This window comes from Paraglaciecola mesophila (assembly GCF_009906955.1).
Classification (GTDB): domain Bacteria; phylum Pseudomonadota; class Gammaproteobacteria; order Enterobacterales; family Alteromonadaceae; genus Paraglaciecola; species Paraglaciecola mesophila_A.
In genome coordinates, this window is record NZ_CP047656.1 from 1,270,691 (window position 1) to 1,283,844 (window position 13,154).

Annotated in this window: 14 protein-coding genes; 8 read left to right on the forward strand and 6 right to left on the reverse strand. The window is 43.9% G+C overall.

Annotated elements, in window-relative coordinates; genetic code table 11:
- The first annotated feature begins 1 nt into the window (after position 1).
- The 3 genes from FX988_RS05435 to FX988_RS05445 are packed head-to-tail and all read left to right on the forward strand — an operon-like array spanning position 2 to position 3,895.
- The gene (locus FX988_RS05435) at positions 2–826 is read left to right on the forward strand and encodes a phosphate/phosphite/phosphonate ABC transporter substrate-binding protein (RefSeq protein WP_160178680.1); all 825 of its coding nucleotides are present in this window, start codon (positions 2–4) and stop codon (positions 824–826) included.
- Positions 827–867: 41 nt separating this feature from the next.
- A complete protein-coding gene (locus FX988_RS05440; RefSeq protein ID WP_160178681.1) occupies positions 868–2,529 on the forward strand; it encodes an ATP-binding protein in 1,662 nt (553 codons plus the stop codon).
- Positions 2,530–2,563: 34 nt separating this feature from the next.
- On the forward strand, positions 2,564–3,895 hold the full coding sequence (locus FX988_RS05445) for an HD domain-containing phosphohydrolase (RefSeq protein ID WP_160178682.1): 1,332 nt from the start codon (positions 2,564–2,566) through the stop codon (positions 3,893–3,895).
- On the opposite strand, the gene FX988_RS05450 is transcribed toward FX988_RS05445, so the two are convergent.
- Positions 3,870–5,366 carry a sensor histidine kinase gene (locus tag FX988_RS05450; protein WP_160178683.1) on the reverse strand — a complete coding sequence of 499 codons (1,497 nt, stop codon included), beginning with the start codon at positions 5,364–5,366 and terminating at the stop codon, positions 3,870–3,872. The two genes, FX988_RS05445 and FX988_RS05450, sit on opposite strands and share 26 nt — an antisense overlap.
- Positions 5,359–5,904: a heme NO-binding domain-containing protein gene (locus tag FX988_RS05455; RefSeq protein ID WP_160178684.1), complete on the reverse strand. Its 546-nt coding sequence runs from the start codon at positions 5,902–5,904 to the stop codon at positions 5,359–5,361. Before FX988_RS05455 ends, FX988_RS05450 begins: the two co-directional genes overlap by 8 nt.
- Before the next feature lie 297 nt (positions 5,905–6,201).
- Here FX988_RS05455 and FX988_RS05460 point away from each other — a divergent pair, with 297 nt between their 5' ends.
- On the forward strand, positions 6,202–6,975 hold the full coding sequence (locus FX988_RS05460; RefSeq protein WP_160178685.1) for a GDP-mannose dehydrogenase: 774 nt from the start codon (positions 6,202–6,204) through the stop codon (positions 6,973–6,975).
- A gap of 225 nt (positions 6,976–7,200) precedes the next feature.
- Here FX988_RS05460 and FX988_RS05465 read toward each other — a convergent pair whose 3' ends face one another.
- Positions 7,201–7,545 carry a hypothetical protein gene (locus FX988_RS05465; protein ID WP_160178686.1) on the reverse strand — a complete coding sequence of 115 codons (345 nt, stop codon included), beginning with the start codon at positions 7,543–7,545 and terminating at the stop codon, positions 7,201–7,203.
- Between the two features lie 39 nt (positions 7,546–7,584).
- Positions 7,585–7,833 (reverse strand): hypothetical protein, encoded by a 249-nt coding sequence (locus FX988_RS05470; protein ID WP_160178687.1) that lies wholly within the window; start codon positions 7,831–7,833, stop codon positions 7,585–7,587.
- 136 nt (positions 7,834–7,969) lie between these two features.
- Between FX988_RS05470 and FX988_RS05475 the strand changes: the two genes are divergently transcribed.
- From FX988_RS05475 to FX988_RS05490, 4 genes are all read left to right on the forward strand, one after another.
- The gene (locus FX988_RS05475) at positions 7,970–9,412 is read left to right on the forward strand and encodes an ATP-binding protein (RefSeq protein ID WP_160178688.1); all 1,443 of its coding nucleotides are present in this window, start codon (positions 7,970–7,972) and stop codon (positions 9,410–9,412) included.
- Complete coding sequence (locus FX988_RS05480) at positions 9,409–10,104, forward strand: response regulator (RefSeq protein WP_160178689.1); 696 nt, start codon at positions 9,409–9,411, stop codon at positions 10,102–10,104. Before FX988_RS05475 ends, FX988_RS05480 begins: the two co-directional genes overlap by 4 nt.
- Before the next feature lie 107 nt (positions 10,105–10,211).
- Positions 10,212–11,267: a YHYH protein gene (locus FX988_RS05485; RefSeq protein ID WP_254700729.1), complete on the forward strand. Its 1,056-nt coding sequence runs from the start codon at positions 10,212–10,214 to the stop codon at positions 11,265–11,267.
- Between the two features lie 20 nt (positions 11,268–11,287).
- Positions 11,288–11,590 (forward strand): hypothetical protein, encoded by a 303-nt coding sequence (locus FX988_RS05490; RefSeq protein WP_160178690.1) that lies wholly within the window; start codon positions 11,288–11,290, stop codon positions 11,588–11,590.
- Between the two features lie 92 nt (positions 11,591–11,682).
- Here the strand turns inward: FX988_RS05490 and tmpT are convergent, their stop codons facing one another.
- Positions 11,683–12,342 carry a thiopurine S-methyltransferase gene (gene tmpT / locus FX988_RS05495; RefSeq protein ID WP_160178691.1) on the reverse strand — a complete coding sequence of 220 codons (660 nt, stop codon included), beginning with the start codon at positions 12,340–12,342 and terminating at the stop codon, positions 11,683–11,685.
- Between the two features lie 153 nt (positions 12,343–12,495).
- On the reverse strand, positions 12,496–13,038 hold the full coding sequence (locus FX988_RS05500) for an NUDIX domain-containing protein (protein WP_160178692.1): 543 nt from the start codon (positions 13,036–13,038) through the stop codon (positions 12,496–12,498).
- Positions 13,039–13,154: the final 116 nt, after the last annotated feature.

Genomic DNA, 13,154 nt, shown 5'->3' on the forward strand with positions numbered 1-13,154 from the left:
CATGAAAACGTTCATTTCCCTAATAAGTGGTTTATTACTGACATTTCAAGCCTTTTGCGCCCCACAAAGCACAGCGCAACAAAAGAAATCACTTACCTTCGCAGTCGTACCACAACAATCGGCGAAAAAACTCGCCAAATTATGGACGCCTTTATTAACTGAAATCAGTGAAAAAAGTGGAGTAAAACTTATATTTACCACTGCACCTAATATTCCGATATTTGAACAACGCTTAGCTAAAGGTGAGTACGATTTCGCCTACATGAACCCTTATCACTTTGTCGTTTACAATAAATCCGCTGGGTACCAAGCCATGGCCAAACAAAAAAATAAGCGTATCCAAGGTATTATCGTTGTTAAAAAGCATTCAGGTATTACTGAACTTGGTCAACTTAAAGACTTAACGCTTGCTTTTCCTGCTCCGGCTGCATTTGCCGCTACCTTATTGCCTAAAGCTGATTTAAAAGCTCAGGGTATTGCTGTAAATAGTCGCTATGTATCGTCTCACGATTCGGTTTATCTAAGTGTAGCGCGCGGCTTATTCCCAGCTGGGGGGGGCATCATGCGCACCTTCAACAACGCACCGAAACAGGTACGTGACCAATTACAAATATTGTGGAAAACCGCAAAATATACACCCCATGCTATCGCTAACCACCCATTAGTAGCGCAGGAGGTGTCCCAAAACGTTCAACAAAGCCTGTTAACTCTGCACACCTCTGAACAGGGAGCAAAATTGCTAAAAGCGATTAACTTTACGCAGTTCGAAACCGCACAAGACAGCGACTGGAATGACATTCGCGCCCTCGGTATCGATTCACTGTAACCTTTATCTTATTTTAACCGCCTAATAAGGGGAGCATCGTCATGTCTTTACGTGGTAAAACCATTATTGGCATCGCCAGTATCGAAGCAGTGCTGCTTATATCCCTTATTATGACGGCCGTGACATTCTTGAGCCAATCCGTAAACAACGACTTGGTAAAGCATGCCTCAACGACTGCGACGTTGTTTTCAACCACCACTAAAGATGCAGTTCTGTCATACGACCTTGCATCACTTGACGACTTCGTATTAGAAGCACTTAAAAACCCCGGAATTGTGTACGCTCGCGTGATCAGCAGCACCGAGGGGGTGTTATCACAAAATGGCGCTAAAGACGCCTTGATGCGTGTTTTTGAAGCCGATCAACATATGGAAGATGTCACCGATGGGATCTTTGATACGTATGCCAATATTATTGAAGGGAATAACATTTATGGGCGTGTTGAGATTGGCATTAGTACAGTTCACGCGCACCGTTCGATATCAAAAATAAAACAATGGACCACGTCTATCGCAATAATAGAGATGATCTTAGTGGCGCTGTTTTCTTACGCGTTAGGACATTATCTTACTCGCCAACTTAAAACCTTAAGAATTGGCGCTAAAAGAATATCCCACAGCGTTATCTCGGGTGATTTTAGTAACACCCACATTCCCATTAAAACCAACGATGAGCTTGGCGAAGTCACTCACGCATTTAATCAAATGGTAGAAACGTTGAAAGCTGAGTGTATTCGCGTAAAAAATTATCAAGAAGAGCTGGAGAACCTGAATCAAACGCTAGAAAAACGAGTGGCGGCACGTACCCAGTTATTGGAAAGCAAAAACGAACAACTGAGCCTAATCAATTTTGAACTTAAAAGTGCCCAGCAACAATTAGTGCAGGCCGAAAAGATGGCCTCACTTGGCCAACTTGCCGCTGGAGTAGCCCACGAAATTAATAATCCCATTGGTTTCGTGAATAGCAACTTGGCTTCACTAGCTGACTATGCCGATGTTTACATACGTTTAACCAAACTTATTAATGACTGGCATAAAAGTGACGAGGATACTGAGCGCCAAAATATAGAAATTAAAATAAAAGGCATGCTTGATGATGAAAATATCCAGTTTATGCAAGAAGATACACTCGCTTTAATTCAGGAATCGAGTGAAGGCTTAACTCGGGTAAAAGACATCGTTTCAGGGTTAAAGCAGTTTTCACGGGCCGACAGCCAAGAGCGACAGATATTCAATATCAATGACTGCGTAAATACCACATTGACCATGGTCAGCAACGAACTTAAATACCATTGTGAGGTAGTTACCAAGTTACAGGATGTTCCCCAAGTCGACATTAATGTCGGTAAGATTTGTCAAGTTCTCACCAATTTATTGATTAATGCAGGCCAAGCAATCAGTCAAAATGGCGTTATTACCATTGAAACATACAGCCATGACCAATTCGTATATTTGACTGTATGTGATACGGGTGATGGTATTCCTGCGGCTGATATCAAACGTTTGTTTGACCCCTTCTTTACCACTAAGCCCGAGGGTCAAGGCACTGGACTTGGTTTAGCCATTTCATTTGGCATCGCACAAGAGCACGACGGCGATCTGACAGTAAAAAGTGAAGTCACTCAAGGTAGCTGCTTTACCTTGAGCCTTCCCGCCGTGCAGCAAGAGACTGAGTCTTTAAACACGACCGTAAATACGATTTAGTGCGTACCTAGAGTCAATATCAAGAGGCAAATGTATGAGTCAAGCTAATATACAAGATCCCCCCATTTACACCGTATTATGTGTTGATGACGAGGTGAATATCTTGCAAGCAATGAAGCGAATTTTGCGTAAACAAACGTTCAATTTACTGACAGCGCAAAGCGGCGCTCAAGCATTAGAATTAATGGCTGCGCACGATGTACATTTGATTATCTCAGACATGAAAATGCCTGCGATGTCGGGCGCTGAATTTTTGCAACAGAGTATTAAAATAGCGCCTGATTGTTACCGTATTTTGCTTACGGGTTATGCCGATATGTCATCCACCATAGAAGCAGTCAATAAAGGCCACATCGATTGTTACATACAAAAGCCTTGGGATAATAACAAGCTTATATGTACCATCAATGACGGTCTAGCAACGGTTAAGCTCAAGCATGAAAATGCCCGCCTACAGGCCTTGGTGAATAAACAAAATACCCTGCTCAAAGATTTGAACCACAATTTAGATGAAAAAGTAAAACTGCGCAGCAAACAAGTCGCTTTAACCATGGAAAAACTCAAACGTAATACCTTGGCCAACCAACGTGTTCTATATAACTTTATTAGCATCAATCCACATTTAGATGGCGGGTTTGCCCAAAGCGTTAGCCACTTAAGCGCTAAGCTAGCCGAGCAATTATCGCTCTCAGATGAACAACAAGCTCAAGTATCTTTTGCGGCTTTACTTTGTGAAATCGGCTTGTTGGGCTTAGACACGGCATTATATTCAAAGCCTTTTTGCGAATTGAATTTCAATCAACAACATATTTTTCTTCAACAAAGTAAATACGCCGAACAAATATTGGGGCCTGCAACCCACTTACGCCCAGAACTAGACATCATCATCTGCCAATTTGAGTACCCTGATGGCAGTGGCCCAAATCAACTGATATTGGAACAAATTCCAATCGGCGCGCAAATTTTGGCGGTAGCCAGAGATTTTTGGCGCCACAAGTTAGGCCGTATTGGCAAATCAGCATTATCAAATCATGAAGCGATTGGTGAATTAAAAAAATATCGTGGACTGCGCTATACACCACAAATAATAGATATCCTGGTTCAGCACCCCGAAATTATCAGTGTTGAGTTTATTGAAAGTGCAATAGAAGTAAACGACTTAAGAGAAGGTATGCGCTTGAAAAAGGATATATTGACGCAGCAACATATCCTCGTTTTACCCAAAGGGCATGTGTTTTCAGCCCCCTCCATAGTGCAGCTTATTCAATATGAAAAACAGAAATCTGAACATTTTGAAATATTTGTAGAGCAGCCAGAAAGTGAGAAATTGTCCTCGGACGCTAACCATCAAGAAGCGGAAAACTAAGAGAAAATAGCGTCCCCTTGCCTACTGTCGAGCTAACTTGCGTCAGAACGTTGTGCGACTCCAATATGGCATAAGAAACAGATAAACCGAGGCCGGTACCGACGCCAACAGGTTTGGTAGTGAAAAATGGGGTAAAGAGCTTATCCAGGGTTTTTCTGTCCATACCGCACCCTGTGTCACGCACTTCAACGAGCAAAGCATTAGGTATAACTTGTGCTTTGAGTGTTAACGTTCCACCTGCGTCCATGGCGTACGCTGCATTTACAAATAAATTCACAAACACCTGTTGTAACTGACCAATATTGCCAAGCACTTCAGGCAGATCGCTGGGAATGTGATTTTCCACTATATGCTCATATTTAAGCGCGTTCCACGCGATTTTTAACGCCCCTTCAATACACACGCCTAGGTTTATCCGCTCTAATTTTCCGTCACCACTGTGGGAGAACGTTCTCAGGTTTTCGACAATTTCTTTAACCCGTTCTAACCCTTCTAAATTGGACTCGAGTAAATCTTTTGCATCTTGTTGTATGTAGACTAAGTCAATGTTATCGCACAACTCTTTATAGTGTTGGGCATCCAGTTGGCCAGCACTATCAATGTGACGCTGCATGGACTCATGCAACACCTGATAGTCTTGTAAGTATTCTTCAAGCATTTCTAAGTTAGAGCGAATAAAACCAACAGGATTGTTGATTTCATGGGCGACACCAGCGGCTAATTGACCAAGAGACGCCATTTTCTCTGACTGAATTAATTGGCGCTTCGCTTGTTCTAAGCGGTTAACGGTATCTTGCAGCTCTACCGTGCGCTTTCGTATATTCACATCTGTTACTCTGCGGTTTATACCGCTTAACAAATGCTCTCGGGCCGTCCCTAAAACTGACAGTGCTTCCTCGTCGATAAACTCTGCTCGGCTAAAGAATGCCAACCAGGCAATTTTGTCTCCTAGCAAGGCAAAATTAACAAACACAATCCATTTAAACCCAGACATAACTTGACTCGACTCATCATCAATGGCCGAAACAAGCCACATGCTTAAGCACTCTTGCTGATGAAGAGGTAAAAATTTGACTGCTTGTTCAAAAAACACCGTGTCCGTCACCCACTGATTCGGTGCACGCCAAATATTGTCTTCTTGAGAGTCCAGTGCCTCACCGTCTTTTGTGACAATAAATAAACCACATTCTACCGAGAAAAACTGTCCAGTAAGCTCAACCGTGTTGCTAATTAGCTCTTGTAGAGAGATATCTGACGATACATCACCCGATGTTTGGCGCAAAAATTCAAGCTCAGCTTGCTTTTTTTTGGCCATAGCCAAAGAAGCTTGCAACGATTGATTCGCTTCATAAACTGCACGTGAATGGTGCTCCAAATGCTGTTCAGACATCACGCGAGCTTTTTTCTCGCGCTCTACCTTTCGCTCGAGTACTGCAATCCTTGTTTCAAGTTCTTCTCGCGATTTAGCCAACTTTGGTCACCTTCATTACACACCGATTTCCCCCCTCATGCACACACTCAGGTTGCTCCACACTTACTGTTTGCCCAGTATGCGCTGCTAAGCCTTGAATGATGCCTTCACAGAAATAACACATTTTACGCGGAGAAATATAATGAAAGCTCAACGAATTATCTGTTTCTTGAATAAACTCAAACACAGGTAAAATGGCCTCTGGATTAAGCTTTTTCACTTCCACATGGATCACCGCCTGCACGCCATACAAAAATTCAAAAACATCGGTAAACTTATGCGCTTCTGGCGGCGCGGCAAGTAATAGTTCTTTGAACATCCATTGGCCAAAGGCAAATTGTGCTTGTTGTGCCGATAGTTCTTGCTTTTGCATAATAAGGCCGACGAGTGTAAACAACTCTTCGTCATCATAGGTAGCGACAGAGGTATAAATACCTTCACTGGGCAGAGCTGCTTCTTGTAAGAGCGCATCCCAAAACTCTTCTCCCCAGAGTTCATCTACGAACTGGTTCAACTTTACAAAAATGATACCTTTCATACTCCGTCTCCTTTACCTTGAACATCTCGCTAGGTACTCAGTGCAGTTGCCGACAACCACACCTTCAAGATAGACGATGGACCCGCCTAACCTCAACGTAAATTAGTCTACATCTGCATGTAAACTTGTCTTAAATTTGCAACATTCCCATATTACGGGCATGAAAAATAAGATTTAACTATCTGTTTTTTATATACAATTACACTTTGGAACAAGAACTGCATTTTTCTTCTCAACGACAATGTTGAGCCTGATACTTCGTTTAGGATCAACATTCAAATAACGAAGGAAACTTAAATGTTTGATTCTCAGCGATTTGACACCTCAGAAACCCATAGCATCTATACGCATCATGCAACGCCGCAACTCACCATAGACAATACGCGTGGCTTTAGTCGCATCGTAACCTTTAGCGATGGCAATCAACAAAGTTATCAATTACCTAAGTGTAGAAATACTAAACAGATAAGTGTGTTTGGTCTAGGCCATAGCGGCGCTTTGTCTGCGATTTGCATGGCGGCTTTAGGGCATAAAGTGATTGGTATTGATATGGATCAACGTAGGATTAACGCGCTAAATCAAGGCCGTACGTTTTCCGATGAAGAAGGATTACCAGAACTACTTGAGCAAATCGCTTCATTTCGCAATCTTGTGGCAACTGATGACGGTTTTAACGCCATCAAACGCACTGCCTCATCACTGATATGTGTGAATGATGAGAGCGATCACGCGTCCGATAGCAGTATCGATAAGCTTAAAATTATTTGCGAACAAATCGGATTAAGCCTGCGCTACAAGGAGCAATACCACAACCTAGTATTCTGTCAGCATGTGGACGCCGACATTCTTAAAACAGTATTGCTGCCCATCCTTGAAGAACAAAGCGGCAAGAAGGCGTCTGAGGCATTTGGATTAGCGTCTATTCAAGGTGGTAAAGAGAAAGCGCGAACCATTAAAGACTTTTATCAACCTGCTCAGTTCACGATCCAGTTTCTGGACAAACAGAGTTGCCAATTAACAGAGCAACTTTTCAGCGGGTTCAAAGCGAGTATTAGACGTGTAAGTTGGTAAAAAACGCGCTTACCCGAGCAAGCTTATACCTAGGGTGAGTATTCTGGCTAAACTAACAGCGATTAGTTATGACATGTACTTCTCGTCGAAATAAAAACAGGGTATATCCACAATAAGCATATACGCCAAAGTTATACCCTGTGCTCTATTCGCGAAACTGGCAATGACGCCTGATAGACAGTTTACAAACGCAACTTCCTATCAATCAATATTGCGCGTGGGACATTAGGCAAATACATCTATTTTATTTAATGAAGATGAGTCAGATTGCTCAGCCGAAAGGGTGGTCAAAATGTCTTTAAAAGCGCTTCCGAGTTCCTCTTGAGACATACTACTCGCGTTATCCCCTAGGCTGTCTAACTGAGACTTCAACGTCGTTTGCTGATCTTTACTCAAGCTAGCCAACATATCGGTAACGGCGCTTTGCTCTTCACTGGATAAAGTTGAAACCGCAGACTCTAACCCCGGTGGTACGCCGCCTTCCCGTGGTGGCGGTGGAGGTCCTTTTGGACGATTCACTTCTGACGTATTCATAGGGTTAACAGCTTGGCTTGCAGACTGTACTTGCATGTCATGTATCCTTTTTAAGTTGATATTTTAGCTGTGGCGCTAGTCTCTTTTCGCATCCTGTGGCACGGCTACCAAGGTATCGTTCATCATTTGGCAGGTCGCACTAAGCGAGTCGCCTCGTCTGGTTTCTACCGTCACGCTGTCACCTTCAGATTTGTCTTCACACGCTTCAAATGCTTCAGGCGGTGGACGACGTTCGCCTCCCTGACCACGCCCTTCTTGTGCAAAGGCGCTAATACTACTAATGGCCAACAGGCTTGTTGCGAAAATCAGGGTTGAGATTTGCATATTTTTTTACTCCAAAGTTAGTCTACAACGAATACTAGCAAGCAAATGTGCAGAAACAGTGGAGATTGCATGGAGAAACCGGGCATTCTTTGCCCGGTGCTGGTGCAAGCCGCTTCCCCAAAGGTATACTCATCCTATGAACATATTCCGCAAAGTTTTCTTATCTTTTCTTGGGCTTACTGCCATCACACTTTTCATTACATTGGGTCTTGCACGATGGAGCTTCGATCAGGGCTTTCTCAATTTTATAGCTGGCTTAGAGCAGCAGCGGCTTACCCTATTAGGGAACAGCTTGTCGGCTGCATATTCCCATAATAATAACTGGCAGTTGGTTATCAGAACGGGCCTTGAAAGATTTATTAATACCAGCTCGCAGCCCATGCCTCACAGCGCTCGTCCTGGTGGAGCTTTTGGGCAGCCAAGTCCTTTGCGCCCACGCAATCCTAATGCAGCAGCGCCTTTTCACCCACCTCAAGCACGCAAGGAAAACCGCCCCCCTACAGCGCTTTTCGATACACAAGGGCAATGGTTAACAGGTGATAAACCTAAGCCACATACCCAAGAGGTACTTAGTCATGACATTTATCTTAACGGGGAAAAAATTGGTGAATTGCGCAGTTGGTTAGACGACATACCACAACGTTCATTAGCTTCGTCATTTTCCATTCAACAAAGATACGCCAGTATCGCCATAGGTTTATTATGTTTGTTACTCGCTGGTGTCGCCTCTTGGTTGCTCGCCCGGCGTTTGACATCTCCGGTAAATGCCGTACTTCATGGCGTAGAGCGTCTTAGCCGAGGTAATTATGACCTGAAACTAGATACCTCGCGCAGTGATGAATTGGGCAAGCTTATGCAAAACCTAAACGGTTTAAGCCATATTTTGAACGAAACACGCAGCGCAAAAAACCGTTGGTTTGCCGATATATCCCATGAGTTAAGAACCCCCTTAACCATACTCATTGGCGAGCTAGATGCGCTTGAAGCCGGTATACGCCCGTTGGGCCCTAAACAAGTCGAATCTTTAAAACATGAGGCCTTGCTGTTACACCGCTTAGTGGACGATTTGTATCAATTGTCCCTGTCGGATGTAGGCGGTTTGAAATACCATTTTAGTCAGCTCGACATCAGCTCAGCCCTTGAAAATGTGTGCTCATCCCTACAAAGCAAAGCACAAGGTAAAGACATTCTCATCACAGCGAATATTCAAGCGAATATAGTCGGCTTGGTCGACCCGCAGCGTATTGAGCAGTTATATATTAACCTAATCAATAACGCGATTATTCACACCAATGCAAAAGGTAGCGTTCAAATCGCCCTTTACCCGATGGGGAATGTTGCTGTATTTGAAATTAACGACACCTTACCTAGTGTGCCTTTTGAGGATTACGAAAAATTATTCGATCCCTTGTATCGGCAAAATGCATCACGCAACAGAGCCACGCCCGGTGCGGGACTAGGACTAACCATTTGCAAAAATATCGTCAATGCACACCATGGCAGCATTCACGCAACCCAATCGGCACTCGGTGGTCTGTGTGTGACGGTCAAAATCCCTTTAACCAAGGAGCAAACATGACTAGCCAACAACAGGTTCTGGTCGTTGAAGATGAACCTAAAATCGCCCAAATATTGGTAGACTTTTTGAATTTAGAGGGCTTCTTAACGCACGTCGTACATGATGGCGACGAAGCCGAAGCAGCAATTAAGCAGCTAAACCCAGATTGCGTCATTCTTGACTTGATGCTGCCCGGCAAAGATGGCTTGAGCATTTGCAAAAATGTACGAACGTTTTCCCATGTACCGATCATTATGTTAACCGCCAGAGTGGACGAAATAGATAGATTGATGGGACTAGGATTCGGTGCTGACGATTATGTCTGCAAACCCTTTTCCCCACGTGAAGTTGTGGCCCGTGTGCAAGCCTTGTTACGCCGAGCGGCGTTTGGCGCCACGGCTGAGAAAACAGCGCCCAACATACTTACATTCAAGCATATTCGCATCGATGCCGAGCGATTCGAATGCACCATTAATGGCAGTATTATCGAGTTAACACCGGTTGAATTTCGTTTATTGAAAACCCTATTGGAAAAACCAGGAACGGTTTTTTCCCGAGAAATACTGATGAAACGTTGCTATGAAGATGCGCGCATTGTCAGTAACCGCACAATCGACAGCCACATGAAAAACTTGCGCAACAAGATTTCCCTTGTTGACGACCCCCAACCCATTCTGCAATCCGTGTACGGTGTGGGCTACAAATTAATGTAACCCACATTCAATAGCGTGCGGTTTGTGCGCAAAATCCTCAGTATCTGCACCGTTTCTGCGTTTTATATTCGTAACGTTAGGGCAAACCAATAAACCTAGATACTTAAATGAAACGTATAATGTGTACCGCACAAACCTATTTGATAATTGCGCTTGGTGTTATCTTATGTGCCTGTGGGGACAGCTCTACAGAGGCTAATTCCGAACAAACGACTCAAGAACAAACCTTTACCGATACTTCGACAGATTCAACGACTGACGACGTTGATACGGGAACGGAAACTGAGCCTGACAGTGATGCTTCAGTGACAGCTAGCTCCCTGTTGTTTTTCGATGACGCTGTCATTGAAACCATTACGACACAAAGTTGTACCCTGTCAGGTGGTACGCAAACAACGTGTTATCGTATTACTCTGGCGGGCGAACCTGCCGTAGATGAAATCGGCCCATTCTGCCCACCCACAATAGAGTCGGACGCTTCCCAAGGTGGTATTTGGTTTGACGGTTCAGGTGAGGTTTACGATATCGATGGCGAATTTATCAGTCATTTAGATCAGCTTTACGGTGACGGCTGGTTATTATACGACCCTAGTACTGGCGAGGTGAATATCACTGATACACAAACCGCGTGTGAAGCCGCAGCCAGACCGAATGTCGACCCAGCTTACCAAAATTACTGTGTACAGTGCGATTTAGAATATTATGGCGGAGGTGTAAATGAAACCGTGCTATTGCCGGTCACGCCGGTCCCCCTTTCTACCCCGAACTATATAAACGCTAATATGGGGGTTTCTTTGAACGGTGTTATATTGGCTGCACAAGCCCCCGTCGATGCCATATTAAACAACTATACGATTGCCGCTTTTGATGACTGCGGCGGGCACATCAATCCGTTCGATGGCTACCATTACCACGCTGCTACAGGTTGCTCTACAGCCAGTGGAGAAGAAGATGGCCATGCCAGTCAAATCGGCTATGCACTTGATGGCTATCGCATTTACGCCATGCTAGACGCTAGCGGCTATGAAGAGACAGATCTCGACGAATGTCGAGGCCATACTGATGAAACCCGAGGGTATCATTATCACGTTGCAAGTCCCGGTGAAAATATGTTTATCGGTTGCTTTCACGGTGAGCAAGGTGAGTGGGTCGCCAGTGAATGAAACATCTAGCGGAGCAAGAGATGAGAGTAAATTTAACTAAAACGGATTTTAGCTGGCATATGCGCTCACTTCCTTGGTGCAACGTCCTTGCTACATTAAGCGTTTTAACCTTTACGGCTGTTGCCCATGAAGGGCATGTGGATAAAGATGCGCAACTGGCCTGTAAAGAGAAGGAATTGCGCGCCTCATGCCAGTATGTAAAAGAGACTGGGGATAACATGGCTAAGGTGTATAGCGGCTTTTGTCAAAAAATATCCCACAATAAAATGTGCGTTCGTAATCAACCGATTAAAACTATTGTGCTTGACCCCATAGAGAATTAAGCGCTTTTAATAAAAAACTGAGGGCCTGCTTGTTTGAAAGCACGCCCATAGATTCACTAGCTTCGTTTTGCTTACCCTTAATTTCGCCTTACTTAACTTCGCTTTTGCAGTAACCATACCTCTTCTTTTGCAGGTACCTTACCTTTTAAACCACCCTCGACGTCCACGCTGGCAAGCAATTGAATGATATAATCATCAGCATAGTGTTTGGCTATTTCCTCAGCGTTGACGCAATGCGGCGGGCCTGGCATTAAATGCTGTTGATAATCAAAGCTAATGAGTAACTGCGGCGCAGTGCTGCTTAACTTACGTATATGCGAGGTGTACTTTTCTCGTACTTCCAGTGGTAAAGCAACCAGCGCAGCGCGGTCGTATATCCCATCGATTTTACCTACTAGCTCAGGGGTAAGTTGAAAAATATCTCCCACATACACATCAACTATTCTGTCATTCACAGTGGCATGATAATGCACTAAACCAAGATCTTCTCGCTGTATCACGTCTGGCTGTATTTCCATGTCATGAAATAACTGTTGCACAGCGGGCTCATGTAACTCGGCTCCTACCACGTGATGATCATTGGCAAGCAGCCAAGCGATGTCGCGTGTTTTGCCACACAAGGGGACAAAAACCCTGCTACCTTGGGGCAATTCGAGGGCGGAAAAATGTGCCTTTAATAAAGGACTACCTTTAAATTGATGAAATGCTATTTCGCCTTTTTCCCATTTGTCATGCCAGTAATTTGCTTGCATACTCGCTCCATTATTTACCAGTGAAACAGCTGAGCTATTTCGATTTCATTTGTAGTATTTTTATCATGCCACTTAAAGTCGACTTTAGGTCAAGTGTCTCTTGCGAATTAACGCATCACAGAGAAAAAATGCCCCATCGACTTAAATACCTCGCTAAAGTACACCTTTTAATTTAGCTAGCCCATAGGCATTCACTGTAGACGCATCTTTAATTTCACCGGATAAAATCATTTCTTCAAACTCAGTTAAGGTGACCTTTTTCGTGATTAAACCTTCTTCTTCTGGGTCCAAATCAATTTCGGTAAAGGTAAGCTCAGTAGCAAGGTAGATATGATACATCTGGTTGCAAAAACCGTAGGCTAGGTATTGGTCTCCAAGGTAGCGCATTTTTTTGGCGATCAGTCCGGTTTCTTCCTTCAATTCACCTGCCGCTAACAGAGCATGGTCTGCATCAGGGTTTTCTTCCCATGCACCTTGAGGCAATTCCCAGCAGCGCTTTTTAATCGGATACCGGTATTGCTCAACCAAATGCACGTATCCATCTTGTACGGCCAATATCACCACGAAGTCAGGCTTTTCTACTACGCTATATACGCCCTGATGACCACTACTGCGGCGAATTTTGTCTTCTTTTAGACGCATCCATTTATTTTCATACACGACCGTAGTGGCCAGAGTTTGTATCTCGTCGTTCATTGCTGCACCTTATGGGTTAATTTGTTTTGCTCTGCTTACGGGTTGATTTTTTTGCTCTGATTCTTTGATTGCGCTGTGAATCGTAAATGGAAAGGTTTTATCCTAACGCAAAAGTA

What these genes read in the sequence shown, in the direction of transcription:
- FX988_RS05475 (WP_160178688.1), top strand. Translation starts at nt 7,970, where the DNA reads ATGAACATATTCCGCAAAGTTTTCTTATCTTTTCTTGGGCTTACTGCC.
- FX988_RS05500 (WP_160178692.1), bottom strand. Translation starts at nt 13,038, where the DNA reads ATGAACGACGAGATACAAACTCTGGCCACTACGGTCGTGTATGAAAAT.
- FX988_RS05480 (WP_160178689.1), top strand. Translation starts at nt 9,409, where the DNA reads ATGACTAGCCAACAACAGGTTCTGGTCGTTGAAGATGAACCTAAAATC.
- FX988_RS05490 (WP_160178690.1), top strand. Translation starts at nt 11,288, where the DNA reads ATGAGAGTAAATTTAACTAAAACGGATTTTAGCTGGCATATGCGCTCA.
- FX988_RS05460 (WP_160178685.1), top strand. Translation starts at nt 6,202, where the DNA reads ATGTTTGATTCTCAGCGATTTGACACCTCAGAAACCCATAGCATCTAT.
- FX988_RS05435 (WP_160178680.1), top strand. Translation starts at nt 2, where the DNA reads ATGAAAACGTTCATTTCCCTAATAAGTGGTTTATTACTGACATTTCAA.
- FX988_RS05445 (WP_160178682.1), top strand. Translation starts at nt 2,564, where the DNA reads ATGAGTCAAGCTAATATACAAGATCCCCCCATTTACACCGTATTATGT.
- FX988_RS05485 (WP_254700729.1), top strand. Translation starts at nt 10,212, where the DNA reads ATGAAACGTATAATGTGTACCGCACAAACCTATTTGATAATTGCGCTT.
- tmpT (WP_160178691.1), bottom strand. Translation starts at nt 12,342, where the DNA reads ATGCAAGCAAATTACTGGCATGACAAATGGGAAAAAGGCGAAATAGCA.
- FX988_RS05455 (WP_160178684.1), bottom strand. Translation starts at nt 5,904, where the DNA reads ATGAAAGGTATCATTTTTGTAAAGTTGAACCAGTTCGTAGATGAACTC.
- FX988_RS05440 (WP_160178681.1), top strand. Translation starts at nt 868, where the DNA reads ATGTCTTTACGTGGTAAAACCATTATTGGCATCGCCAGTATCGAAGCA.
- FX988_RS05465 (WP_160178686.1), bottom strand. Translation starts at nt 7,545, where the DNA reads ATGCAAGTACAGTCTGCAAGCCAAGCTGTTAACCCTATGAATACGTCA.
- FX988_RS05470 (WP_160178687.1), bottom strand. Translation starts at nt 7,833, where the DNA reads ATGCAAATCTCAACCCTGATTTTCGCAACAAGCCTGTTGGCCATTAGT.